This is a genomic window from Bacillus sp. V5-8f (genome assembly GCF_002863565.1).
Lineage (GTDB): Bacteria > Bacillota > Bacilli > Bacillales > DSM-1321 > Peribacillus.
In genome coordinates this window covers 69,686-96,493 of sequence record NZ_PGUW01000024.1, presented here as the reverse complement: position 1 = coordinate 96,493, position 26,808 = coordinate 69,686, and the positions used below count along the sequence as shown (strand labels likewise).

Sequence of the window (26,808 nt, the reverse complement as noted above, 5' to 3'; positions counted from 1 at the left end):
TTGTGTCCCCCTTTTATTTACTTACTCACTTTCCTTGGTTTAATTATATGAAATTTTCAATATTTTATCTATTGGCAATATTATGATAACAAAAAAATAGAAGCGAGGAATTCGCTTCTAAGTAGATGCATTGATTTAAAAAAGATCTTCCATTTCAATGCCATCAGGGTTTTTCTTCTGATTGTCTATTATAAGTGTTTCAACTTTATTGACAGCATCGTTCACCAATTCTTCGAAATCGACAAAGCTTTCATAAAAATTCACCTTGTCTCGGCGTGGCCTCGTTTTCGGCGTTGCCGGAGTAAACACAGTACAACAATCCTCATATGGCCTGTTTGATATTTCAAGGGTATCGTAACCTTTTGCCAATTCAATAATTTCTAGCTTGTCCATCGTGATTAAAGGCCGCAAAATGGGTGTATTGGTTACTTCATTAATAGCGTACATGCTATATAATGTCTGGCTGGCAACCTGTCCGAGACTTTCTCCTGTAACAATTGCCATTGCTTGTTGCTGCTCCCTGATTTTGTCTGCAATCTTCAGCATCATCCGGCGTGTCGTCGTCATGGTATAGTTTTCCGGGATTTGCTTTTGGATAAGAAGCTGAATGTCTGTAAAAGGCACAATATGAAGCTTCACTTTTCCGCTCACTTCAGCCAGTTTACCTGCCAGGTCAACGGCCTTCTGCCTGGATCGTTCACTAGTGAAGGGAGGGCTGAAGAAATGAATGCATTCAATCTCCAGGCCGCGCTTCATAGATAAAAAGCCTGCAACCGGGCTGTCTATCCCGCCGGATAACATCAGCACTGCCTTGCCGCTTGAACCAAGTGGCAGACCTCCAGCACCAGGTATGATTTCACCCGTTAAATAAACGGCTTCCGTTCTGACTTCCACCCTAAGGTTAAAATCAGGATTCTTTACATCGACCGTTACTCCTTCTGTATGTTTCAATAGGTGTCCGCCCAGGATATGGTTTAACTCATCCGTAGTGTATGGAAAATTTTTATCGGCCCTTTTAGCCGTAATCTTAAACGTGGCAGTCTGCCCGGAAAGCTGGTTGTAATAGAATAGAGCTGCGTTTTTTATTGCCTCTATGTCCCTTTCAACCTTTAATGCAGGACTAAGGGACTGGATTCCAAAAACGCTTTTCAAACGGTTTATGATTTCCTTATGATCTTCCCCATTCAAAAGAATGTACATCCTGTCCCGGCTTGCAGAAAGCTTGGCATTTTCATATTCTTCAAGCACCCGTCTAATATTGGCTTTTAGTTTATCTACAAACCCTTTACGATTCCTTTTTTTCGTGGATATCTCTCCGTAACGGATGATAATATGATCAAATTCCATTATTGTTACCTCATTACTTTTTGTAAATTTTTCACTGTATTGTGTATTACTTCAATTGCCCTTTTTGCTTCATGCGGTTCATTTTCATAGGATAGGCTAATCCTGATGATGCTTTCTGCCCTTTTCTCGCTGCCGAACATCTCCATCACCGTTCGGCTTGGCGATTTTTTCTTGGAGGAACAAGCACTTGTCGTGGACACGAATATATCGTCTTCCTCCAAAGCATGAACGAAAACCTCCGATTTAAGCCCGGGAACCGAAAAATTTAAAATGTGTGGCGCTCCATCCCTTGGGCTATTGACTTCGATTCCTTCAATAGCCCGAAGCCCTTCCAACAATATCTTCCTGATGGTTTTCATCCTGTCCATTCCCGTCCTTTGATGTTCCATCGTGATTCTCAGGGCCTTAGCAAGGGCAACAGCTCCCGCTACATTTTCCGTGCCGCTCCTTTTTTTGGACTCCTGGCTGCCGCCTGAAAACAAAGGGGAAATATTGGTGCCATCCTTGATGAATAACACACCTGTTCCTTTCAGCCCATGGAATTTATGCCCTGATATTGTACACAAATCGATTCCAGATTTCTTTATATCAAGAGGCACCTTGCCCACGCCTTGTACATGATCGACATGATAAAGGATGTTTGGGAATGTGGAGAGAATTTTACCTATTTTCTCAATCGGCTGGATGGTTCCTGTTTCGTTATTGACATGCATAACAGAAACCAAAATGGTATCTTTCCTTATTGCCTTTTTTAATTCTTCGATATCAATTTGGCCGATCGTATCCACTGGGAGATAGGTTATTTCGAAACCGTGATTCTTTAAATAATGACATGCATCAAAAACGGAAGCATGTTCAATAGCGGTTGTGATGATATGCTTCCCTTTTCCAGAATTGGCTAGTGCCGCCCCTTTTATGGCCAGATTATTGCCTTCTGTCCCTCCAGAGGTGAAATATACTTCAGAACTCCTGATATTCAACAGCCCGGCGATTTGATCCCTTGCCTTTGCCAGCAATTTCTCGGCTTGGGCGCCAATTCCATGCAATGATGACGGATTCCCAAAAAAATTAGTCGAAACTTTAACGAAGGACTCAATGACCTCCGGATATGGTTTGGTAGTAGCACTGTTATCAAAATAGATCATGCTTGTCACCTTCTATTGTTTTTCTCCAATATTCAACTTCTAATATTAACATACTTTAGGCTACACCATATCATACAAGCTTTGGGTCATCCGATAAATAAAACCGGAACAAAAACAGAGAACCGGCGAATGGACCGGTTCTCTAGATTAGATATTTAAGAAAGAACTTCTTCAACATTAGCTTCTATTCTCTTAAGGCTTCCTGGATCGACTTTCTCGATGGCCGCGGCAGCTAGCTCCAAGGCTCCCTCATACTGAAAATTCCTAAATTTCTCTTCTGCTTCCCATAGGGTTTCTGCAACCTGCGGATACCGGCTTCGGTACCGATTGCCGTACTGTATGACCCTCTCTGCCAGTAACATTTGCTCAATCAGTTGCCTTGTACGGTCATGAAGCTCGTTTATGGTAGACACAGCCTTTTCCAGATAAATATGGACAGATGCCATATCAAGCGGCTTTTCCTCCAATTTTGCCTGAACATCATTGAGGCTTTCGTCTGCTTCCAAAATATAAGATCTATATTGCTCAGGCAGGCCGGGCAAATTGCTTTTGGATATTAATCTGCTGGTATCTGCCATCTTCTTAATGAGTTCTTTTAAAGTATCCCGCGCTTCCATTTCATCCTTGCGTAAAGCTTGAAGTTTTCCAGAAAAAAGCACTTGTTCTTCTTTAACGGCCTTGATTTGGACCTCCACTTCCTGCATCTCTTCACTCAACGAGGAGTGAGATCCTTCATTTTCCTCCAGCTTCAAGCGCAGGAGACTATACCGTTTAGTGATCTGGGCTATTTGTTTATCGAGCTTACGTTGTGCGTCCAGCTCGCTTTCTGTTAATTGATAGCTGTGCTGAACAATCGCTGTTTCTGCCTTTAACTTGTCATTTTCATATTCAAGGCCCATGATATCTTCCGTCAACAGATCCTGGTTTTTCTGGATATACTGTTTGGAGAATACCTCTTTTTCAAGAAGCTCATACAGCACATTTACACTCTCAGTTATTTCCTGGACACCTTGTTCAACCTCTTCAGTCTCTGCCTTTTCCAGGTGCTCCGCATACACGGCAAGATCCCTTTCCAGCCTGCTTACTTCCTTTTCAAACTGGATATGGTCAAGCTCATATCCCTGCGCAAGCATCTCTTTATATCCTTCCTTCAGTTCCTCCAACTGCGACGGAAGGGATGACTGGCATTCAAGCAAAAGCTGTGGTACCCGTTCCATCTTGGTGCTGATGAGTGTCAATCTGGCTTTAATAGATAACACATGTTCCCTGGCATTCAGATAGTTCCCGTTTTCTGTGGCACTATCATACTGCTGCAGAATCTCCAGTACCTCATCCAGCCCCGTCTCCAATTTCGAGGCCGCTTTTCCATAGCTATGGCGGTGGGTTAATAGCGATTTCTTCAAAGAACGATATAAACCCTTTAATTCTTCGATTTCAAGCCTGTTCTTTTCTTCGCTTCCGACCAGCTCATTCAGCTCTGTAAGAATGTTTTTGATGGTATCTTCGATTTCCTTTAATTTAGAAGCTATTTTTCTCTGGACTTCTTTGGATTTTGCAAAACGGTACTTATCAATATATTCTTCCGCATCGAATAAAAGCTCTTCCACTTCCGGCATATGAACAGTAATAATCTCGTCCCATTCTCTGCGCCATTTTTCAAACATTTCTTCCGTTTCACCAGTCATGTTGAGCTGTTTTACCTTAGATAATTCATCCAGAACCGGACGGTTCATAATATCAATCTTCCACGACTCCAGCCGGTCGATTTCGGCAAAATATTTTTTCTTGAAAAAATAACCCCATATGATAAAAGCCAAAATAATTATGATAATACCAAGTATGTATCCCATCATAAGCCCCCTAATCTAAGCCAAAACAATTCTTTCATCTATTTTCATTCATTACATGTCCAATTCAATGCTTTTATGATACCATGTTAACATTAATTTTTGGCTACGAAATTGAATTTTTTTGTAGAAATATGGATAAGAGGGGAGTTTCCTTTATGAAATACGATGGCCATGTCCATACTCCGTTTTGCCCGCATGGGACGCTTGATAGATTTGAAGAATATATTGAGGAAGCAATTCGGTTAGGAATTGAAGAAATATCGTTCACCGAACATGCCCCCTTGCCTGAAGGGTTTATTGACCCTACCCCGGAAAAGGACAGTGGCATGAATCCTGTACATCTGCCTGAATATCTGGATCAAATCGGTTCATTGAAGGAAACTTACAGGGGCAAAATAAAAATCAACCTCGGGCTTGAGGTCGACTTTATTGAGGGATATGAAGCACAAACAAGAGATTTTCTGGATAAAATAGGGCCCCGGCTAGATGATAGTATCCTGTCCGTACATTTCATCAAGCACGGCAATAACTGGCATTGCCTTGATTTCAGTGCCGAGATGTTCGGGAACATATCACGGCAGCTCGGTTCAGTCGACAGGGTTTACGAACGTTATTATTCTACCGTTGAAAAATCGTTGCATGCCGACCTTGGAGCATATAAACCTTCCCGCATCGGCCATATAACGTTGGTCCATAAATTTCAGCGCCAATTCCCGTCTGACGCAAATTTTGACAGGCGGGTATACAGCATTCTCGAAGTCATGCGACAGAAAAATTACGAGCTGGACTACAACGGGGCAGGTGTGGTAAAACCACTGTGTGGCGAACCGTATCCCTCCGAAAGGTTCATTCGTCATGCCGTGCAACTTGGCATTCCAATGGTATATGGCTCTGATGCACATCAGGCAAAGGATCTAGGGCAGGGTTTCGGGGCGTTAATCAACGCAGCTTCATTAATAACGGCGCGTTCAAATATTTATAAAAGCAATAGCTGAGGTTTCTCGGCGGCTCACGAATTCCTGGGATACAAAAAGGGTGGATTCGAGGAAACGGCAAACCTGTTCCGTATACTTTTCGTGATAATAAGTGTCCTGGGGCATCATATAAAGAAGTTCCCTTGAATACTGCGAATGGATGACAGGGGCAGTAAGCAGTCCTTTTAGCTGGAGAATAAAGATCGGCACCGAAATAACCAAGAACTCATTCTTGGCCATTCCAGTCTCCAGTACCTGTTGAAAAAAATATTTCTCTTTCGTCAAATAAGTGGAGAGAAATTCCCTGTTTAAATTGGAATCTAACGAAAATTCACCATTAATGAAACTGGCTGCCAGGAAATTCTTTTGCTGGTAGCTAAGGATATCTGCTGCCATATCCATCAGGCAGACTGCTGCTCCTTTTTTGTCAATTCCCTCGACATTCCGTTCCAGGATCTCAATATACTGTTCAAAGTAAGCGATGAAGCAAAATTCTAGCAAACCTTGTTTGTTTTTGAAATAATAGGCGATGTTCGCCGGATTAACCTGTGCTTTTCCCGCAATATCCCGAATTGATGTGGCATGATAGCCTTTTATATGGAATAAATAAAGCGCGGCATCTAAAATGGCTTGTTTAGTTTGAGTCCGACGGTTCACTCGATTTCCCCTCGCTTTTTGGTGAGAATGCTATGAAGCTTCTATTCTATCTCTTTAAGTGATTATCCTCTATTAACTTCTCGACACGTTGTTTACGGTTAGATGGAATTGATGGGGATAGCTGTAATTTTAAGTGGAAGTAAGGTGGTTGTTCATGTTTAATGTCGAATTATACAAAGGAACGAAGGAAGAAAATTACGAGCTTGTACTGAAGCAGCTTGCCGCGTTAGTAGAAGATGAAACGGACAGGATTGCCAATTTAAGCAATGCTGCCTCCCTGCTTAATCAGTTCTTGGATCAAGTCAACTGGGTAGGATTTTATTTGTCCGCGGGGGAAGAATTAGTTCTTGGTCCCTTCCAGGGCTTACCGGCCTGTGTAAGAATCCCTTTTGGCAAGGGCGTTTGCGGCTCTTCCGCTCTGCACAGAAAAACAGTGCGTGTACAAGACGTGCATTTATTCCCCGGGCATATAGCCTGTGATGCAGCTTCACAATCTGAAATCGTTGTACCGATCATCAAAAATGAGGAATTGATTGGTGTTCTAGACATTGACAGCCCGATCAAAAACAGGTTTGACGAAATGGATCAATTGATGCTTGAAAAATATGTTGATATTCTCGCTAAGCACATTTAATTAAAAAGTGGAGCCAACACAAAACCCGGCGAACCCTCTTTGATTTGGGTCCGCCGGGTTTTTATTTGGTCAAGGAACGCTAAAACACCACAAGAAGGAAAGTGGTGCCTAGTCGTTCATATCACCAAGAAGAGCTTAATTGTTTATGGCTGCGAAGATTTTTGAAGGAAGCATTTCTTGCTGCTGACATGACTTTTCCTTCCCGTGGCTAGGATTTTGTTCTTCATAACCCCGTTGAAGGACATTTTGCTTCCTGGTTGCACAGATTTTGTCCTTCATAGCCCAAGATGAAGGACGAAACTCTGCCACTGGACAAGGCAGATGTTAGCCGGCTCATTATAAAAGGGCAGCCAGTGACCTTTTTAATTTAACACTTCAACTTTATTCTTTCCCGTATTTTTCGCAAGATACAAAGCCTCATCAGCTCGCTTGAACAATGCCTTGGCATCATCCATCCTGTCCTTTTTCCAGTAAGACACCCCGCAGGATATAGTTACTTTCGGGTTGGAAAGCTCACTGACTTTTTTCAAAAGCCGCTGGGCAATGCTTACACCTACCTGAAGCGGAAGTCTTGGCAAATAGATGGCCAGTTCTTCTCCGCCCCATCTTGCACCAATGTCGGATTCACGGATGTTGCCATGGATCAACTGGGCAACCTGGATCAATATTTCGTCTCCTACCTGATGCCCATACGTGTCATTTACCTTTTTGAAATCATCTATATCAATTAATATGAACGTTCCTTCTTCATCTTCATTCATTGATTGAAGAATTTTTTCATCCAGATAGCTGCGCGAATACAGTCGTGTCAGATGGTCAGTTATGACCATTTTTTCAAGTTCCTCGCGGAGCATGGAGTTCGTCAAAGCAAGGGTGGAATGGTGAATGAGGGACTGAAGCAATTTAAACATTTCAAAGGGAAAAAAATACGGCTCTTCGTGAAGGACAACTGAAAATCCCCTCAGGGAACTGCTTTGGATCATTGGAACAGCCATTAAGGAGCGATATCTCATCTTTCCGTTCAAATTCTGAAGCGATAAATCACCGATAAACAGGGATTCCTTATCAAAATCAATCTTCTCTTTTGAATAGCGGATATAATGTTCGGCTTCCTTGGTCTGGAAAAACTCCGAGCTCCCTGTTAGAGGCTGTACGTCTCCGTTTGGAAGAAGGAAAATAAATCCGACCTCACTGGCATTGAAGGATTTAACAATTTGTTCCCTCATATAACTCATCGTTTCACTTAAGCGAAGGTTGGAATTTAACCGGTGCGATGTTTCATTGATAAGCTGGAGATCAGAAATAAGCCTTTTAGACTGTTGATATAGCTGGGCATTCTCAAGAGCGCTTCCTGCCGTATTTGCAAGCAAGGAAATAAACCCTACTTCATTTTCCGGAAACACAAGTGAATTAGGCGCTATTACTTGCAGAACACCATAAACACCTTGTTTTCCTTTAAGGGGAGCATAAAGAACTGACCTTTTCGCTGCCAACGAATCCTCAAATTGCACTGTACCAGTTACGAAGGCCTGCATTGCCGCAACATTTTCACTGTCATATTCCAAGTCCTTAATTGGCAGATTTGCATGATTGTTATTATCATGGGACAGCATCAGGTAATAAGTGAAGAATGGATAGACTTCCAGTAGCGTATTGATAATTTCGCCTAGCACGGCATCCATACTCATCGAAGAATGAAATTTCTCTGTTACCCTGAACAATTGTTTATACCGTTTTTCCTCGAACACGACCTTATTAAGATTAAAGGCGGTTTCAAGAAGCTTGATGCATTCATCGGTTAAAAGCTGAGCTGCTTCAGGGCCGATTCTTGACAGGGATCCCTTGGTTTGTTCTTTAACAGCGACAAGTCCCGTAATCCCCCTTTTTTCTTTGATGGGCAGAAGAGCTTGATATTCCTGCAACTCAGGAACAGGATGGTCATTATAAAAATAACGTTTCCCAACTGCACTTTCCATGGCCACATATAATTTATCGCAATCAAACATATGATTGTCCAAGCTGCTTTCCGTGGAGGCCTCTATGAATACACGCTGTTGCCAGTCATCACGTTTAAAGAATGTCACTTCCTGGACTGCAAGCGACCGTTTAATTGCTAAAAGCAGGGTTCGGACAAACCGGTCATATTGGACATTTCCGTTCGTCAAATCCATATTTTCAAAAAAAATTGTCCTTAAATCATAAAGCAATTGAGTTTTTTGATGTTCCATCTCTCTCATCCCTATAAGCGGTTGCCTTTCATTTAAAATTCGCTTTTATCATAAAACATGTGCTGTGTTGAAGTTAGCCAAGTCCTAATCTCTATGTGTTGTAGTAAAATTATAACGAATCTTATTTAATAAAATGATTTCTTCTATTTCATTATAAACCTTGGCAAACAAAAATTCTTCAAAAATTTATGTCTATTTCGTTTCATAAGTGAAATTGTCCTTGTCGGAATCCTATTACTTCGTCTATTTTTATATTATTAAAATGCCCTTGACAGGGATCGAAGAAAAAATATATAATATTCTTTGTGTAAAATATTGCAGCCTATTGTGTAGCCTTTATGTTTCATTTTGTTCCTCTTTCATAGAGGTGTATCGCGTAACCCTCTGCTGCTAGGGCGAAGGTACATGAAAACAAAATGGGCATGATTGTATTCACAACCGGTTTTTATTTTACCCAAATAAAAACATTGAAGGAGGAGTCATTCATGGCTCGTTATACTGGCCCAAGCTGGAAATTATCCCGCCGTCTGGGAATTTCTTTAAGCGGAACTGGTAAAGAATTAGAAAAGCGTCCTTACGCTCCTGGACAACATGGTCCAAATCAACGTAAAAAGGTTTCCGAATACGGAATGCAATTACAGGAGAAGCAAAAGCTTCGTCACATGTATGGTGTAAATGAGCGCCAATTCCGTACTTTATTCGATAAAGCCGGAAAACTTCAAGGTAAGCACGGTGAAAACTTCATGGTACTTCTTGAATCACGCCTTGATAACGTTGTTTACCGTCTTGGCCTTGCTCGCACTCGCCGTGCAGCACGCCAGCTTGTAAACCACGGACATATCACTGTTGATGGACAACGCGTTGACATTCCATCTTACAGAGTAGCTCCTGGCCAAACAATCAGTGTTCGTGAAAAGTCACGCAACCTTGATACTGTTAAAGAATCTATCGAAGTAAACAACTTCGTTCCAGATTACTTGACTTTTGATGCTGATAAATTGGAAGGTACATTCACTCGTTTACCAGAACGCTCTGAATTGCCTGCTGAAATCAACGAAGCTCTTATCGTTGAATTCTACTCTCGTTAATAACGAGAACCCTCATCTTCGGATGGGGGTTTTTTGTTTTGAATAAATTTTACTATCAAGTAAAAAAACCTTTGTTTTTAAAATATCTCCTGCTTTATAGAAGAAGCAGGCTCACCGAAGAGCCTGCTTCTTCTATACCATTACTTAATTAATGTATACTTCTTTTTCCCTCTGCGGACCAGCATGAATTGTCCTTCAATCATATCATTTTCGGAAACCTGGTATTCCAGGTCTGTCACTTTTTCGCCGTTTATGGAAATGGCTCCATTCTGAATATCTTCACGGGCCTGGCGTTTGGAAGGAGAAATTTTTGCCTCTACTAATAAATCTACAAGCCCTGTAGCTTCTTTACTTCCCCTTTCAAAGCTTGGCACATCCTTAAATCCAACTTTGATTTCTTCGGCAGTCAGGTTTTTCACATCCCCGCTGAACAGAGCAGCCGAAATTTTGATTGCTTGCTGCAACGCTTGTTCTCCATGAATCAAACGAGTCATTTCTTCCGCCAGTGCCTTCTGTGCTTTTCTAAGATGAGGTTCCGTTTCAACGGATTGTGCAAGGGCATCTATTTCCTCATGTGAAAGGAAAGTAAAATATTTCAGGTATTTAACAACGTCCGCATCTGCTGTGTTAATCCAAAACTGATAGAACTCATAAGGAGTTGTTTTTTCAGGATCAAGCCACACAGTGCCGCTTTCAGATTTCCCGAATTTTGTGCCGTCAGCCTTAGTTACAAGCGGAATTGTGAGCCCAAATGCTTTGGCACCCTCGTCGTTCATCTTTCTGATTAAGTCAAGGCCTGTGGTGATATTCCCCCACTGGTCGCTTCCGCCAATCTGAAGCTTACAATCCAAGGTTTGATATAGGTGATTAAAATCCATTGCCTGGAGAATCGTGTACGTAAACTCAGTAAATGAAATGCCCGTTTCCAAACGGGAAGCAATCGTGTCTTTTGCGAGCATATAGTTGATTCCGATATGTTTCCCATAATCGCGCAAGAAGGTGATGATGTCGATGGTACGTGTCCAGTCATAGTTATTTACCATAACAGCCCCGTTTTCCCCTCCGAAATCAAAAATGCTTTCCAGCTGGGCTTTTAGGCCTCTAACATTATGCTCCACCGTTTCGATCGTTTGCAGCTTACGCTCTTCTTTCTTTCCGCTCGGATCACCGATCAGACCAGTTGCTCCACCTACCAGCACGATCGGCCGATGGCCATCCTGCTGAAAACGGCGAAGAGTCAGAAACGGAAGCAAATGACCAATGTGCATGCTATCTGCAGTGGGATCCATTCCGCAATAAAGTGATATTTTATTGCTAGCCAAGACGCTTTCCAGTCCCTCTTCATCCGTTTGCTGGTAAATGATTCCTCTCCATTCGAGATCCTTTAACAAATTCATTTTATTTTCCTCCTGAATAAAACAAAATTAAAAATATTAGGCAAATAAAAACGCCCCTTCAGCAACTGAAGGGACGAAAAAATTCGCGGTACCACCCAACTTGAGGATCATTTATCCTCCACTTTAAACGATAACGGTCGCTGCCGTTTACTGCTACTAAACGCCCGGAAGCGCATTAAGTTCACAGCAAATGCTCAAGGAAGTAATTCGTCTCTCCATTTGTACCGGTTCGCACCAACCACCAGCTCTCTGAAACAGGGATGAAGCCACTACTGGGTCCTGTCATAGCCATTGAAAAAATTGAGTTTTAATAATAATGAATTTTTACCATATATTAAAACGAATGTCAACTTGCTGCTTAAGGCTCTGAGCGGTTGGCTATGTAACTTAAATGTAACGGTAATATGCTATAATGTAGGTTGATTTCGGGGGAGGGATGATATGATGACAACCAATCCGGATGGCCAACTGCCATCAAAGTGGAAGCGAATCACGGCATTTCTCCGTGACAAAAAGACAAGAAAATATTCCCGGATTACGTATGGTGTTATTTGGAACTTATTTCTTTTATCCATTATTTTGATCATTGTTGGTCTTTCCTTTGCCGGGGGAGTTGGGGCCGGCTATTTTGCCGCGATAGTGAAGGATGAACCAATCCGGACCAAAAGCGAACTAAGAAAAGATATTTACAATTATGAGGAGACTTCGGAAATTTATTTTGCCAATAATGTATATCTCGGCAAACTGAAAACAGACCTCGAGCGGGAAGAAATTACGCTTGGCCAAATATCGAAACATCTTTCCAATGCGGTAATCGCCACCGAGGATGAATACTTTTATGAACATGACGGTGTGGTGCCCAAAGCCATCATGCGAGCGATTCTCCAGGAAATAACAAATTCTTCCGTACAGTCAGGAGGAAGTACCCTTACCCAACAGCTGATCAAAAACCAAATCCTAACCAATGAGGTTTCCTTTGAAAGAAAAGCAAAAGAAATTCTGCTTGCACTTAGAGTGGAAAAATTCTTTGAAAAGGATGAGATATTACAAACCTATCTCAATGTCTCGACGTTCGGAAGAAATTCCTCTGGCCGCAACATTGCCGGTGTGCAAGCGGCCGCAGAAGGCATCTTCGGCAAGAGTGCCAAAGATTTGAATATCCCTCAATCAGCATTTATTGCAGGATTGCCCCAGAGCCCTTTCGGATATACGCCTTATACTCAAAAGGGTACAATTAAGGATGATTTGGAACCGGGGTTATCCAGGATGAAAACCGTCTTAAAACGGATGCGTGACGGGAATTACATCTCCGAATCAGAATACCGAAGCGCTCTTAGTTATGATATAACAAAAGATTTTATTGGCAAAAAGGCTTCACCAACCGAAGAATATCCATGGGTTACATATGAAATTGAAAAGCGCTCCATTGATGTTCTTTCAAAAATTCTTGCTACCCAAGCCGGTTATGAAGAAAGCGACCTACAAGAAGACAAAGATCTCAGAGAGCAATATTTGAAATTGGCTGATAGGAACCTGTACCAAAACGGATATAAAATCTATTCAACGATTGATAAAAAAATTTATGACCAAATGCAAGCAGCCGCAAATGAATACCAGTACTATGGAAGTGCAAAGCCGGAAGAGGTAAAAGATGCTGAAACAGGGCGAATGAAAACCGTGATGGAGCCTGTGGAAACAGGAGCTGTGCTGATCGAAAACAAAACAGGAAGAATCATCAGCTTTGTTGGCGGGCGTGACCATAAGAGGGAAGCAACCAACCATGCAACCAACGCGTTAAGGCAAAACGGTTCTACCATGAAGCCCCTCCTCGTTTATGCCCCAGGCATAGAGCTAGGCAAACTGGCGCCCGGTTCGGTTAAAGCCAATGTGCCTATCAGCATCAATGACGGTTCCTCAAAACCATGGAAACCCACTAATTCAGGAGGTGGTTATACAGGATTGACAACTGCTCGGGAGGCACTTGCCAAATCCTATAACATTCCAGCCGCATTATTTTACGCTGATATCAAAAATCAACAGCCGATTAAATACCTAGAAAAGATGGGTTTCTCAAGTCTCACGCCGGACGACTATAGCAGTATGTCTTTGTCGCTTGGCGGCATGCAAAAAGGGGTTACGGTGGAGGAGAATGTGAATGCTTTTGCGACATTTGCAAATGGCGGTAAGTTCGTAGACGCCTATCTGATTGATAAAATTGTGTCAAAAGACGGAAAGGTGATCTACCAGCATAAACCCAAACCAGTGGATGTCTTTACACCTCAAACGTCATATCTTACCTTGGATATGATGAGAGATGTCATTTCAAATGGAACCGCAGCTTCACTAAAAAACCGGCTGTCGTTTTCCGCAGATTGGGCAGGAAAGACCGGTACTACGCAAAATCTCAGAGATGCTTGGTTCGTTGCCTCCAACCCAAATGTAACATTCGGAACCTGGATAGGCTATGATACCCCAAAATCTCTGGATCAAACGTATCATGGGTTATCCTATAGTAAACGGAATATATACTTATGGGCCAAATTAATGAATGAAACATATAAGGTTAAGCCAGATTTAATTGCACCGAAGAAAAGATTCGAAATGCCTGGAGGAATAGTGAGACGTTCTTTTTGCAGCACTTCAGGGCTGTTGCCTTCCGAGTCGTGTGAGGCAGCAGGAATGGTAAAAACAGACCTCTTTATCGCAAAGTTTGTACCAAGCCGAATGGATCAGGGTTTAACCGGGGGCGGCCTGTTCGTCCAGATTGGAAACAGGAGATATGCTGCACTGCCTTCCACACCCGCTGAGTTTACAAGTACTGGCTTTATCGTGAATCCTAATAATTTTGAACAAATTGGCGGCAGATATATTATAAATCCGGGATCTTTGTTACCTAACAATAAAACCGAGGGCAGCTCTACAGCTGCAGTACTAAAGGATAACGGCAAAGTGCCAAGCCCGCCAACGGCGAGAATGCAGGGAAGAACAATTATTTGGGATCCACACCCTGAAAATGATGTTATTGGCTACAGGATATATAGTAATGGCAAAAAAGTAGGAATCGTCAAGGCTGGTCGAAACTTATCGTTTGGCAGCCGCGGAGGCTCACATTCAGTGACTGCGGTTGACATCGAAGGTAATGAGTCGCCCCCTTCTAACATTGTAACGCGTTGATGAATTGGAACAAAGGAACAGCCGCTGAGATTATCTTACCTTCAAGCAAGAAACAACATTATACTGGGAAACCTTTTACTATTCAAAAAGAAAACCAAACCGCAGGGTTTGGTTTTTCTTTTCTTTTATTAGAGCCTTATTAATCTTCCATCGTTGATAAATCGCCTGTTGGCAAATCTAATTCCCAAGCCTTTAAGACACGGCGCATGATCTTTCCGCTTCGGGTTTTAGGCAGCTTATCCCGGAACTCAATTTCTCGCGGTGCCGCATGTGCAGCAAGTCCTTGCTTAACAAACTGTCGAATTTCTTCAATGAGTTCATCGCTCGGTTCATAACCGTCACGCAAGGCGATGAATGCTTTAATGATTTCGCCGCGAACCGGATCCGGCTTTCCAATAACACCTGCTTCAGCAATTGCCGGATGTTCCACAAGCTTGCTTTCTACTTCAAACGGGCCAACGCGTTCACCGGCAGTCATGATTACATCATCAACCCGGCCTTGGAACCAGAAGTAACCATCTTCGTCCATATAGGCAGAATCCCCTGAAACATACCAATCGCCCGGCATGAAATAAGACTCGTATTTTTGTGGATTATTCCATATTTGGTTCATCATTGACGGCCAGCCTTTTTTAACCGCAAGATTCCCCATTCTGTAAGGCGGTAGCTCGTTCCCCTGATCATCTACTATCGCAGCCTTTACACCTGGGATCGGTTTTCCCATTGAGCCAGGTTTAATTTCCATGCACGGATAATTGCAGATCACCTGTGCCCCTGTTTCCGTCATCCACCATGTGTCATGGATACGAAGCTGGAATACCTTCATACCCCACCGGACTACCTCAGGGTTTAGAGGTTCCCCTACGCTGAGAATATGTCGCAGCGAGCTTAAGTCGAAGCCTTTTACGATCTCGTCCCCCGCTCCCATCAGCATTCGGAAAGCAGTAGGCGCACTATACCAAACCGTTACACCAAAATCCTCAATGGTTTGGTACCATGATTCAGGCTTGAATCGGCCTCCCACTACAACATTAGATGTTCCAGTAAGCCACGGCCCGAATATTCCATACGAAGTGCCGGTTACCCAGCCGGGATCAGCCGTACACCAATAAACATCATCTTCTTTAAGATCGAGCACCCATTTGGCTGTTTGATAGTGCTGGATCATAGCATTATGTACGTGAAGGACTCCCTTTGGCTTTCCTGTTGAACCTGAAGTATAATGCAGGATTAGGCCGTCGTCCCTGTCTACCCATTCAACATTCAGCTTCTTATCAGCTTCCTTCATTTTCTTTTTAAAGTCGAAGTATATCGTATCTTCTTCGATATTTTCGCCGACAAGGAAAATATGCTTTAAAGCAGGAAGGTCCGCCACCGGTACCCGCGATAGTAAATCAGGAGTTGTTATCAAAACTTTTGCTTCACTGTCTTCCAGCCTGTCTTTTACCGCGCCTTCCATAAACGCTTCGAATAGAGGGCCAACGATCGCACCCAGCTTAACAGCACCCAAAAGGGCGAAATACAGTTCAGGAGAACGGGGCATAAAGATGAAGACACGGTCGCCCTTTTCCACGTTTCCATAAGACTTGAGCACATTTCCAGCCTTGTTGGAAAGTTCTTTCATCTCCTTGAATGTATATTTTTCATTCCTTTCTGCGTCCCTATAATATAAAGCGATTTTATTTTTTCGGTGAGATTCTGCATGGCGGTCGATTGCTTCATAAGCCAGGTTTACCTTACCTGTTTCCGCCCAGGAAAAAGACTTTTCTGTTTCCGACCACTCAAACTGCTTGTACGTTTCATCATAATTCTGAAGGTTGTATTCCCCTATTACCACTGGTAGCGCTTCCACTTTCATGTCACATACTCCCCCTTATTTCGACTTTACACCCTCATTATATTACACCTGTTTCATTTTCTCAATTTTAAAAAAATTATACCCGTATTCTAAGATAATAAACGAATGTCGAAATATAGAATGAAAAAGAAAAAGACATGAAATTTTTAAATATTCATTCACCCTTTTTATGTATAATGGAAAGGACTACTGATATAGGTGGTGAAGGAATGGAGCATAAGAAGACTTACAATGCGAAAGAATTAAAGACGGTAAATGGGACCTTGATCATTGAAGGACCCGTTACTGCCGAAAAACTCGGTTCATATGAGTTCCATCATGATTTGGTGGCATTTCGCCCGCCAAAGCAGCAGCATGAGGCACTTATTGGCATTGCTGATCTCCCTGAGGGAAGGATTATCATTGCGAGGCATAAAGATACAATTGTGGGTTACGTAACTTTTTTATATCCTGACCCGTTGGAGAGATGGTCTGAAATTGAAATGCATGACTTAATTGAATTGGGTGCGATTGAGGTGATACCGGAGTTCCGCGGTGCCAAAGTGGGGAAAAACCTACTCATAGTATCCATGATGGACGATGCGATGGAGGATTACATCATCATCACAACTGAATATTATTGGCACTGGGACCTGAAAGGGACAGGCCTGAATGTTTGGGATTATCGCAAGGTCATGGAGAAAATGATGAATGCCGGCGGTCTTGTATACTACGCAACAGACGATCCGGAAATTTGTTCACATCCCGCCAATTGCCTTATGGCAAGGATCGGTGCAAGAGTTCCGCCCGAATCCGTACAGCTATTCGACCGTCTTCGATTTATGAATCGGTTTATGTATTGACGGGTAATAAGAGGAGGAATAGATATGATCATTGAGGAAATCATGGCCACGGATGTTACTACTTTGACCGAAACCGATACAATCCTTACTGCCGTCAAGTTAATCAAGGAGAAACGGATTCGACATATTCCGATTGTGGATGAACACTCAAGCCTTGTCGGTTTGGTTAGCGATCGAGATATCAGGGAAGCAACCCCCTCCATATTCCGCACAGAGGAGTTCAAGGGCGATTTACAAAAGCCAGTAGGCATGATCATGAAAACCAATGTAATAACCGCCCACCCACTCGACTTTGTAGAAGAAGCTGCTTCCGTCTTTTATGAGAATCATATAAGCTGCCTGCCCATCGTAAAAGAAAATAGATTAGTAGGCATCATCACCGGTACGGATCTGCTCCATTGTTATGTTGAAATGACAGGTGCCCATCAGCCAGGCTCCCAATTAGAAGTAAAAGTCCCTAATAAAGCTGGAATGCTTCATGATGTATCAGGTATCCTCAAAAAACGAAAAGCGAATATCCTGAGCGTTCTCATATATCCCTATAAAGATGACGAAGCACATAAAGTCCTTGTCCTGCGCGTACAAACAATGAATCCATTTATGGTGGTGGAGGATTTAAAGAATGAGGGCTATACCGTTTTATGGCCAAGCTTACCGGGGGCCTCCTCATGATTAAAAATGCTGTGTTTGTTTACTCTAATGAACTATTATCATATAAGTTCAATGACAAGCACCCATTCAACCAAAAGAGGCTAACCTTAACTCTGGACCTGTTAAAAAAACACCATGCAATCAAAGACGAGGATATAATTGCCCCAAGGATGGCAACAGATGAAGAATTACAGTTGGTTCATGACCCGTCCTATGTAAACGCTGTCAAACTTGCAGGAAAAGGAACGCTTTCCGCGGAAAAGGGAGATGGCTTCGGCCTTGGTACAGAGGATACTCCGATTTTTCCGAATATGCATGAGGCTAGCAGCCTACTGGTGGGCGGAACATTAGTTGCAGTTGACCAGGTTATGACCGGGCAAGCCAGACATGCCCTCAGCCTTGGTGGCGGACTCCACCATGGTTTCAGGGGAAAGGCATCCGGCTTCTGCATTTATAATGACAGCTCCGTCGCCATAAAGTACATCCAGAAGAAATATAACGCAAGAGTGCTCTATGTTGATACCGATGCCCACCATGGCGATGGGGTGCAATGGTCATTTTACGACGATCCAAATGTCTGCACTTTATCCATTCACGAAACAGGCAGATACTTATTCCCGGGTACCGGCAATATTAATGAACGGGGCCAGGGTAAAGGTTATGGCTATTCTTTCAACATACCAGTGGACGCTTTTACAGAGGACGAGTCCTGGCTTGAAGCATATACTACCGCCTTTCGGGAGGTGGCAGAGTTTTTCAAACCGGATGTCATTATGACCCAAAACGGTGCAGACTCTCATTATTACGACCCGTTGACACACCTATCCTCCACAATGAGGATATATAAAGAAATACCAAAGCTTGCCCATGAAATGGCCCATAAGTACTGTGAGGGCCGCTGGATAGCGGTAGGGGGCGGAGGATATGATATCTGGCGGGTCGTGCCGAGGGCTTGGTCTATGATTTGGCTTGAAATGACAGAAAATAAAAACAACTCAGGCCCAATGCCTGCAGAATGGATTGAAAAATGGCAGCCGGAATCCCCTGTCACCCTTCCTTACGAATGGGAAGACCATGAAGGGATTTACCAGCCAATCCCTCGCAAATCGGAAATCACGGAAAAAAACAAGCAAACGCTTGAAAAAGCGCTGTACCCTATCAGGTCCAGCCGTAAAACATCCACAACAAACGGAATTGTTTTAGATTAATAAAAAAACGCCCTCCGGGACGTTTTTTTATTTTGTGGATTGGCGCTTTTCAATACGGTGCGGCAGAACGACCTGTTCCTGGCCCTCCACTGCCTCTTTATTCATTAATTTTGTCAGCAATCTCATGGCTACGGCGCCAATGTCATAAAGCGGCTGGACAATAGTTGTAATTTGAGGGCGAACCATCAACGTCAGCCTCGTATTATCAAAGCTTATTACCTCAAAATCATCCGGGACGTGATAGCCCTTATCCTGTGCAGCATGTACAATCCCCAAAGCCATTTCATCGGCGCCAGCTATGATAGCAGTCGGCCTTTCAACTGCTTCAACCAACTTTTCAAATGATTCAATTCCTGAGTCATATGTATAGTCCCCTTCCACTACATATGAATCATTAAACTGCATACCTGTACTTTCGAGCCCTCTTCTATAACCGGCAAGCTTTTTCTGGTTAATCGGTTCAGACAGGCTTCCTATTACACAGGCGATATTGCGATGGCCCTGCTCTGCAAAAGCATTTACTGCGTCATATGCTGCTGCTTCATAGTCGATATTTACCGCCGGTACTTGGCCGGTGTCTTCAACAGATCCTGCTAACACGATTGGTACCGGGGATTTTTGGAACTCCAGCACATGCTCTTCCGTAATATTCGAACCCATAAACACAATTCCATCAACCTGTTTACCGAGCATTGTATTCAATAAATGAAACTCTTTTTCTTGGTTTTCATCCGAATTGCTTAAGATAATATTATATTTGTACATCGTGGCAATATCTTCAATTCCCCTGGCAAGCTCCGCATAAAAAATACTGGAAATATCAGGGATTATCACACCCACAGTCGTTGTTTTTTTGCTCGCAAGCCCTCTAGCCACGGCATTTGGCCGATACCCTAATCGCTCGATGACCTCTAACACTTTTTTTCTAGTGGCAGGTTTTACGTTCGGGTTCCCGTTGACGACACGGGAAACGGTGGCCATTGAAACATTAGCTTCACGGGCCACATCATAAATCGTTATATTATTCATTTTACCACTCCTTCATATCTTGTATTTTTCCCTTAATATAATATGATTATTTCTGTTCTTTTCAATCCTGTTCCCAGGAATCCGGGCAAAATCATCAAGGTAGGTATGTTCACTTTTGAACAATTGCAAACAGAAAAGGACACATAATCGCCTATTGGTCCGAGAAAACACATTTTTATGTATAATATCATACGATAGTAACTGTTTTACTGCAATGTATGAGTCTTTTTTTAACCCAATTTCGACCTTTAATCTACTTAAAAAACAAAAAATCAGCCTCCCGCATATGCAAGAGGCTGATATATTGCCAGGCAGTATAGCAACAAACTGTTACATCAAACAGTAACCCAGTTCTGTTTCTTGATTTCTGAGAAGAACTCATCAAACTGGTTAAAGTCCATTTGCTGGGCGGAATCAGATAAAGCGACAGATGGATCTGGATGAACCTCAGCCATTACGCCGTCAGCACCAATTGCCAAAGCCGCTTTAGCGGTAGGCAGAAGTAGATCGCGTCTTCCTGTAGAATGGGTTACATCAACGAGTACTGGCAAATGCGTTTCCTGCTTTAAAATAGGAACCGCTGAAATATCGAGGGTGTTTCGAGTTGCACGCTCGTATGTCCTGATCCCTCTTTCACAAAGGATGATATTGCCATTACCTTGTGACATGATGTATTCCGCAGCATTGATGAATTCGTCGATTGTCGCAGCCAAGCCACGCTTTAGAAGAACCGGCTTATTTACAGCACCTGCTGCTTTAAGCAACTCAAAGTTCTGCATGTTTCTTGCACCGATCTGAATAACATCAATGTAATCAACAGCCGTTTCAATATCATTAGGGCTTACAATTTCACTGATTACGCCTAGGCCGTATTCATCAGCCACACGTTTTAAGATTTTCAAACCTTCTACGCCGAGACCCTGGAAATCATAAGGGGAAGTACGAGGTTTATAAGCTCCGCCGCGCAATAGTTTCAGGCCTTTGTTCTTAACAACCTCCGCTACTGATGCGACTTGTTCATAAGATTCCACAGCGCAAGGACCAAATACAAAGCTAGGCACGCCGTTTCCAATCAGTTCACCCTTGACATTAATAACTGTGTCTTCCGGCTTTTTCTTTCTGGAAACTAGCAGCGCCTTTTTGTGGTCATCCTCTTGCAAATCCAGTCCAAGCTTGAAGATTTCTTTAAAAATATGCTTAACCGACGCAATATCAAGCGGTCCTTCATTATTGGCTTCAATTAACTCAAGCATTTTTCTTTCCCGGACCGGGTCATATCGGTTTACACCTTGTTTTTCCTTTACACGCCCAATTTCCTGTACAAGTTCGGCTCGCTTGTTAATAAGATGTAATAAATCAAGATTAATATCATCCAATTCTGCTCGTAGGGCATCTAGTTCTAAGTTACTCATTGCCATCCTTCCTTTCGCTTTTAAAGATACGGCCGGCCTATATATCATGATTTACAACTGCTTCCCATTGTGACAACATTTGATCATTCAACACCGACGGCTTGGACCAATGAAAAAAGTATGTTACATTTCATATTATTTAGGGTTATTATAAAGCAAAGTCAGAACATTGTCACTACTTTTTTCTTTAATAATTAAACGCTTTTAAGCGCTAAAGTAAATTACCCAATAAAGAAGGTGTTTGTCGTGCAGGAACAGATTTTTGCCCTGGATATTGGTACGCGTTCCGTTGTGGGAATTATTATTCAGAAACAGGATGAAAATTATTTTGTGAAAGATATTATTTCAAAAGAACATACCGAACGTGCCATGCTGGACGGGCAGATCCACGATGTCATTGCAGTATCAAAAGTTATCCAGGAAATAAAAGCAGCACTCGAGAAGAAATATGGCCCCTTAGAAAAAGTATGTGTAGCGGCAGCAGGCAGAGCACTTAAGACAGAGCGCGCCCAAATTGCACAAGACATTAAAGGCAAACCAATGATGCAGCATGAAGACATCCTTCATTTGGAGTTAGGCGCAGTCCAGCAGGCACAGGCGAAGGTGTCTGAAAAGAATGTCACCAATGGTGGGTACAATTATTATTGTGTGGGTTATTCTGTCCTATATTACAGGCTTGATGGCCAGGAAATTGGTAGTTTAATTGACCAGAGCGGCGATGAGGCTACGATTGAAATCATAGCTACCTTTCTCCCAAAGGTAGTTGTAGAGTCCCTGGTTTCGGCATTAAAGCGTGCAGGCCTTGAAATGCAGGCACTAACACTTGAACCGATCGCCGCTATAAATGTCCTGATCCCCCATTCGATGAGAAGATTGAATGTCGCCCTGGTGGATATTGGGGCCGGCACATCCGATATTGCAATTACAGATTCCGGTACCGTTATTGCTTACGGAATGGTGCCTGTTGCAGGAGATGAAATAACAGAAGCGTTAAGCGATCAATTTCTGATCGACTTTCCACTTGCTGAACAGGCAAAAAGGCAGCTGGGAGAACAGGAAGAAATAACAGTGACGGATATTCTTGGGTTTGAAACAGTAATGACAAGGGATGAAATCGCAAATAAAATTTCCCCATCCCTTAAGAGGCTGGCTGATGCCATTTGCGCGGAGATATTGTCATTGAACAGCGACAAATCCCCCAGGGCTGTTATGCTAGTTGGTGGCGGCAGCTTAACTCCGGAAATTCCTGTAATGCTTGCGGAAAGGCTTGGCCTGCAAGAAAACAGGGTAGCCATCAGGGGCCTGGACGCAATTCAAAACCTTACTTTGGCGGATACATTGGCAAAAGGACCGGAGCTTGTGACCCCGATCGGTATTGCTATTGCTGCTCATAAAAATCCCATCCAATATATGAGTGTTAGTGTAAACGGGCAGGCTGTCCGGCTGTTCGACATGAAGAAGTTGACGGTGGGGGACTGCCTATTAACTGCCGGCATCAAGCTTGCGGGACTACATGGAAAACCAGGTATGGCGATAATGGTGAACCTAAATGGACAGAACATTACCATTCCAGGTTTGCATGGACAAAAACCGCAGTTGCTTCTGAATGGGTTGGAGGCATCTTTGGGAGACAAGGTACATAATGGAGATGAAATCATCGCTTTAAAAGGCGAAGACGGGTCATCATCCGTTGTTCGTATCCAGGATTTAATTGATAGCATTCCAGAAAAAACAATCACCATTAATGGGGAAAAGCATACTATAAAAGCACACATTGTAAAAAATGGAACCATTACAAACGGCGATGCATTTATAGAAGACCGAGATGAAATTATGTGCACGTTGCCCCAGACAATTGCTGATGTGCTGAGTTATCTCTCTTTAGAGCATTTTCTTTCTTATGTCCAGCCATTTGAAATTCAGATCAACAAAAAAAACAGGCAACTCAATGACTTTTCTGGTCGGATTGAAAAAAATGGCCGGCAAGTAAGGCCTTCAAATTCGTGTGACGATGGTGACGAAATTAAGGTCGTTCCACCCTCACTTCCTAATGTGTCTACTCTTGCAAATGCACTCAAGGTCCGCACCAATTATTCGATCGCCGTCAAATTCAATGGGAAAAGGATTATCTTATCTAAAAGTCTTTCTGAATTTTACCGGGGCGATAAGCTCATAGGAGAAAAAGAGCCGGTCCGCAACCATGAGGTCTTAACATTTGTGCAATATAAAATGGAACCATTTATCTTCCAGGATGTTTTTAGAGTTGCAGAGGTAGAGATTCCGAGTTCATCCAGCGGCCAATTTGTGCTTATCAATAATAATAAAGAAACAAGTTTTGATAAGCCGATATCTTCAGGTGACGAATTACAAATCATTTGGGCTCCTACGCCCCAAAAGCTATAAGCCTACCTTGTATCACGCTATACGACAAAAAAAGGACCATTACCCATGAAAAGGATGGTCCTCTCTGTGTTCTACTTTACGTTAACAGTGCCCGGTCATTGGCCAACCGTGTGCCGCGAATACGCTGGAATTCTTCCATCAAATTCTCTATCGTTAACGATTTTTTCTTGTCTTCATCAACCTCTAAGATGATCTGCCCTTTATCCATCATAATGAGCCTGTTTCCTAAATCCAATGCCTGCTGCATATTATGTGTCACCATAATCGTGGTCAGCCTGTACCTTTCGACAATCTCCTTTGTCAACAATGTAATCAGCTCCGCCCTCGATGGATCCAATGCAGCAGTATGTTCGTCCAATAGAAGGATCGAAGGCTCTGTAAATGTGGCCATGAGCAACGAAAGCGCCTGCCTTTCCCCTCCGGAAAGAAGCCCTACTTTCGCATTAAGCCTGTTTTCAAGGCCAAGATGAAGAGATTCTAGCACTTCCCTGAAATACTCTTTCCGCTTTTTATTTACGCCCCGTTGTAATGTTCTTCGTTTATTGCGGGAATAGGCAATCGCCAAGTTCTCCTCGATTGTCATAGAAGGCGACGTGCCCGCCATGGGATCCTGGAAAACCCGCCCAATCATTTTAGCACGTTTATATTCCGGAAGCTGCGTGACGTTTTTTGAATCAATCTTCACTTCTCCCAAATCTGGTTGGAGAACGCCAGACACAAGATTCATAAGTGTTGATTTACCGGCTCCGTTACTTCCTATAACCGTGACGAAATCTCCCTGCTTCAAATGCAAGTTAATATGGTCTAATGCAATTTTCTCGTCGGGTGTGCCCTCATTGAAGATTTTATGGATATTATTTAACTCAAGCACGGGTCTCACCCTTCCTTTCTCCCGGAACTTCCGCTGCCCTTACTTGCTCAGCAAGCTTCCTGGCTCTGCGTTTCCGCTCCTTATATCCTTCTATAAAACGCGGTAAAACTAAGGCAAGCAGAACGATCATCGCGGTAATCGCTTTTACATCTCCTGGTTCGAAGAATTCAATCCGGAGCGCAAGGCTGACAACAATGCGGTAGACAATGCTTCCGCCAATTACCGCTAGAGTTGCAATAGCGAGGGTTCTCGTGCCAAACAGCGCCTCCCCGATAATAACGGAGGCCAACCCTATGACAATCATCCCGATTCCCATACCTACATCTGCAAAACCGCCTTGCTGGGCAATGAGTGCGCCAGAAAGTGCAACTAGTCCATTCGATAAACCAAGTCCCAGTACAATCATCAAATTCGTATTGGCAGAAAAACTTCTGATCATTCTTTGATTGTCTCCAGTCGCCCTTAACGCTAAGCCAATTTCTGTGCGGAGAAAAACATCAACAAGAAATTTAATTAAAAAGGTAACAACCAGCATAAAAAGCAAGATGCCCCACGTACGTGGAAGACTGTCTCCCAGGCCAATTGCGGATAGGGCACCATTAAGAACTGAATCCATCCCGAACTTATTTCCGAATTCGCTAACATGAGTGAATACCGATTCGGTGTTTAATAAAGGGACATTCGATTTCCCCATGATCCGGAGGTTAATCGAATAAAGGGCGATCATCATCAATATCCCTGATAATAACGCATTGATCTTCCCTATCGTATGAATGAGGCCTGTAAGACATCCTGCGACAAAACCGGCTGCAGTGGCAATAATCGTAGCTGTAAATGGATTTACCCCGTTTACAATTAATATGGCCGCAACGGCTGCCCCGGTTACGAAGCTGCCGTCAACCGTTAAATCAGGAAAGTCGAGGATCCTGAATGATAAATACACGCCAAGCGCCATGATGGCATAGATGATTCCTGATTCAAATGCGCCAAATAAAGCCGTAAACACAGTAAATCATCCTTTCCTATTTCCCTTCAAAGAATTCTCCGATTTTTTCCCATTCCGGTTTTACTTCCACCCCTTGCGCATCTGCTGCTTGCCTGTTGATCATGAGTTTCAAGTCCTTAGGCAATTCTACCGGTATTTCGGAAGGTTTCTTGTCAGCTTTCAATATGTCTGCTGCCATTTCACCTGTTTGATAGCCGATATCAAAGTAGCTGAAGCCAGTGGCAGCAACTGCCCCTTTCTTCATTGAATCCAGTTCACCAACAAATAATGGAATTTTTTTGTCATTGGCGACCGAAATGACAGAATCCAGTGCTGATACGACTGTATTATCCGTTGGGATATATATGGCATCAACCCTGCCAACCAAAGATTCCGTCGCCTGTTTAACTTCTGCCGTTGTTGAAACAGAGGCTTTCACCAGTTTCGCACCCTTTTCTCCAGCAAGCTTGTTTACTTGGTCAACCTGTACCTCAGAATTTTGTTCACCTGCATTGTATACAACACCGATTTTTTTAGCACCGATCTGCTCGGTAATGAAATCGATTGTTTTTTTCGTTGCATCAGGATGATTGTCCGTCGTACCCGTAATGTTTGTACCCGGTTTATCAAGGGCTTCCACCAATCCTGCTCCAACCGGATCAGTTACGGAAGTAAACACAATAGGAATTTCCTTTGTGGCGTTCAATGCACTAACAGCACTTGGCGTTGCATTGGCAAAAATCAGGTCAACTTTGTCCCCTACAAAATTATTGGCAATGGGCTGGGTGTTGTTCGGGTCAGCCTGCGCATTTTGAAAATCAAATTTAACATTTTCCCCTTCTTTAAACCCATTATCCTCAAGTGCTTTTTTAAACCCTTCTGTTGCAGCATCCAGTGATGGATGTTTTGCATATTGCGTCAATCCGATTGTATATTGTTTTGTTTTATCCTCTTCCGTTTTTCCATTTGAAGCATCACTGCTGCAACCCGCCAAAGCAATAAGCCCCGCTAATACGAATGAAGCTGTACTAAATCTCTTTTTCACAAAAATATCC

General features: G+C 43.0%; 20 protein-coding genes and 1 other annotated feature. Of the genes, 8 read left to right on the top strand and 12 right to left on the bottom strand.

The features are described from left to right. Positions 1 to 135 precede the first annotated feature (135 nt). From thiI to ezrA, 3 genes are all read right to left on the bottom strand, one after another. A complete protein-coding gene (thiI, locus tag CUU64_RS19350; protein WP_101635308.1) occupies positions 136 to 1,347 on the bottom strand; it encodes a tRNA uracil 4-sulfurtransferase ThiI in 1,212 nt (403 codons plus the stop codon). A gap of 5 nt (positions 1,348 to 1,352) precedes the next feature. After that, positions 1,353 to 2,492 (bottom strand): cysteine desulfurase family protein, encoded by a 1,140-nt coding sequence (locus CUU64_RS19345; protein ID WP_101635307.1) that lies wholly within the window; start codon positions 2,490 to 2,492, stop codon positions 1,353 to 1,355. Between the two features lie 155 nt (positions 2,493 to 2,647). Continuing rightward, on the bottom strand, positions 2,648 to 4,342 hold the full coding sequence (gene ezrA, locus CUU64_RS19340) for a septation ring formation regulator EzrA (RefSeq protein ID WP_101635306.1): 1,695 nt from the start codon (positions 4,340 to 4,342) through the stop codon (positions 2,648 to 2,650). Between the two features lie 155 nt (positions 4,343 to 4,497). Here ezrA and hisJ point away from each other — a divergent pair, with 155 nt between their 5' ends. After that, positions 4,498 to 5,337, top strand: coding sequence for a histidinol-phosphatase HisJ (gene hisJ / locus CUU64_RS19335; RefSeq protein WP_101635305.1), 840 nt, complete (start codon positions 4,498 to 4,500; stop codon positions 5,335 to 5,337). Here hisJ and refZ read toward each other — a convergent pair. Continuing rightward, entirely contained in the window at positions 5,311 to 5,973 is a 663-nt protein-coding gene (refZ, locus tag CUU64_RS19330) for a forespore capture DNA-binding protein RefZ (RefSeq protein ID WP_101635304.1), read from the bottom strand. The two genes, hisJ and refZ, sit on opposite strands and share 27 nt — an antisense overlap. 154 nt (positions 5,974 to 6,127) lie before the next feature. On the opposite strand from refZ, the gene CUU64_RS19325 reads away from it, so the two are divergent. After that, positions 6,128 to 6,607 (top strand): GAF domain-containing protein, encoded by a 480-nt coding sequence (locus CUU64_RS19325; protein ID WP_101635303.1) that lies wholly within the window; start codon positions 6,128 to 6,130, stop codon positions 6,605 to 6,607. Between the two features lie 362 nt (positions 6,608 to 6,969). Here the strand turns inward: CUU64_RS19325 and CUU64_RS19320 are convergent, their stop codons facing one another. Next, entirely contained in the window at positions 6,970 to 8,844 is a 1,875-nt protein-coding gene (locus CUU64_RS19320) for a sensor domain-containing diguanylate cyclase (RefSeq protein ID WP_101635302.1), read from the bottom strand. A gap of 476 nt (positions 8,845 to 9,320) precedes the next feature. On the opposite strand from CUU64_RS19320, the gene rpsD reads away from it, so the two are divergent. After that, on the top strand, positions 9,321 to 9,923 hold the full coding sequence (gene rpsD / locus CUU64_RS19315) for a 30S ribosomal protein S4 (protein WP_101635301.1): 603 nt from the start codon (positions 9,321 to 9,323) through the stop codon (positions 9,921 to 9,923). A gap of 140 nt (positions 9,924 to 10,063) precedes the next feature. Here the strand turns inward: rpsD and tyrS are convergent, their stop codons facing one another. Beyond that, positions 10,064 to 11,320, bottom strand: a complete 1,257-nt coding sequence (tyrS, locus tag CUU64_RS19310) for a tyrosine--tRNA ligase (protein ID WP_101635300.1) — start codon at positions 11,318 to 11,320, stop codon at positions 10,064 to 10,066. Positions 11,321 to 11,386: 66 nt separating this feature from the next. Then, positions 11,387 to 11,615: a binding site (T-box leader), on the bottom strand. Between the two features lie 149 nt (positions 11,616 to 11,764). On the opposite strand from tyrS, the gene CUU64_RS19305 reads away from it, so the two are divergent. Continuing rightward, positions 11,765 to 14,494 (top strand): transglycosylase domain-containing protein, encoded by a 2,730-nt coding sequence (locus tag CUU64_RS19305; protein ID WP_101635465.1) that lies wholly within the window; start codon positions 11,765 to 11,767, stop codon positions 14,492 to 14,494. A gap of 139 nt (positions 14,495 to 14,633) precedes the next feature. On the opposite strand, the gene acsA is transcribed toward CUU64_RS19305, so the two are convergent. Further along, on the bottom strand, positions 14,634 to 16,352 hold the full coding sequence (acsA, locus tag CUU64_RS19300; protein WP_101635299.1) for an acetate--CoA ligase: 1,719 nt from the start codon (positions 16,350 to 16,352) through the stop codon (positions 14,634 to 14,636). Between the two features lie 209 nt (positions 16,353 to 16,561). On the opposite strand from acsA, the gene CUU64_RS19295 reads away from it, so the two are divergent. The 3 genes from CUU64_RS19295 to CUU64_RS19285 are packed head-to-tail and all read left to right on the top strand — an operon-like array spanning position 16,562 to position 19,053. Beyond that, positions 16,562 to 17,194 carry a GNAT family N-acetyltransferase gene (locus CUU64_RS19295; RefSeq protein ID WP_101635298.1) on the top strand — a complete coding sequence of 211 codons (633 nt, stop codon included), beginning with the start codon at positions 16,562 to 16,564 and terminating at the stop codon, positions 17,192 to 17,194. 24 nt (positions 17,195 to 17,218) lie between these two features. Then, on the top strand, positions 17,219 to 17,866 hold the full coding sequence (locus CUU64_RS19290; RefSeq protein ID WP_101635297.1) for an acetoin utilization AcuB family protein: 648 nt from the start codon (positions 17,219 to 17,221) through the stop codon (positions 17,864 to 17,866). Continuing rightward, a complete protein-coding gene (locus CUU64_RS19285; RefSeq protein ID WP_101635296.1) occupies positions 17,863 to 19,053 on the top strand; it encodes an acetoin utilization protein AcuC in 1,191 nt (396 codons plus the stop codon). Before CUU64_RS19290 ends, CUU64_RS19285 begins: the two co-directional genes overlap by 4 nt. Positions 19,054 to 19,080: 27 nt before the next feature. Here CUU64_RS19285 and ccpA read toward each other — a convergent pair whose 3' ends face one another. Both ccpA and CUU64_RS19275 read right to left on the bottom strand, forming a co-directional pair. Continuing rightward, the gene (ccpA, locus tag CUU64_RS19280; protein ID WP_101635295.1) at positions 19,081 to 20,082 is read right to left on the bottom strand and encodes a catabolite control protein A; all 1,002 of its coding nucleotides are present in this window, start codon (positions 20,080 to 20,082) and stop codon (positions 19,081 to 19,083) included. A gap of 335 nt (positions 20,083 to 20,417) precedes the next feature. Continuing rightward, positions 20,418 to 21,494 carry a bifunctional 3-deoxy-7-phosphoheptulonate synthase/chorismate mutase gene (locus tag CUU64_RS19275; protein ID WP_101635464.1) on the bottom strand — a complete coding sequence of 359 codons (1,077 nt, stop codon included), beginning with the start codon at positions 21,492 to 21,494 and terminating at the stop codon, positions 20,418 to 20,420. Positions 21,495 to 21,740: 246 nt separating this feature from the next. Between CUU64_RS19275 and CUU64_RS19270 the strand changes: the two genes are divergently transcribed. After that, on the top strand, positions 21,741 to 23,897 hold the full coding sequence (locus CUU64_RS19270; RefSeq protein WP_101635294.1) for a cell division protein FtsA: 2,157 nt from the start codon (positions 21,741 to 21,743) through the stop codon (positions 23,895 to 23,897). 76 nt (positions 23,898 to 23,973) lie between these two features. Here the strand turns inward: CUU64_RS19270 and CUU64_RS19265 are convergent, their stop codons facing one another. The 3 genes from CUU64_RS19265 to CUU64_RS19255 are packed head-to-tail and all read right to left on the bottom strand — an operon-like array spanning position 23,974 to position 26,798. Then, a complete protein-coding gene (locus CUU64_RS19265; RefSeq protein WP_101635293.1) occupies positions 23,974 to 24,768 on the bottom strand; it encodes an ABC transporter ATP-binding protein in 795 nt (264 codons plus the stop codon). Further along, entirely contained in the window at positions 24,761 to 25,774 is a 1,014-nt protein-coding gene (locus tag CUU64_RS19260) for an ABC transporter permease (protein ID WP_101635292.1), read from the bottom strand. The genes CUU64_RS19265 and CUU64_RS19260 overlap by 8 nt, the downstream gene beginning before the upstream one ends. A gap of 16 nt (positions 25,775 to 25,790) precedes the next feature. After that, complete coding sequence (locus tag CUU64_RS19255; RefSeq protein WP_374702740.1) at positions 25,791 to 26,798, bottom strand: ABC transporter substrate-binding protein; 1,008 nt, start codon at positions 26,796 to 26,798, stop codon at positions 25,791 to 25,793. Positions 26,799 to 26,808 lie beyond the last annotated feature (10 nt).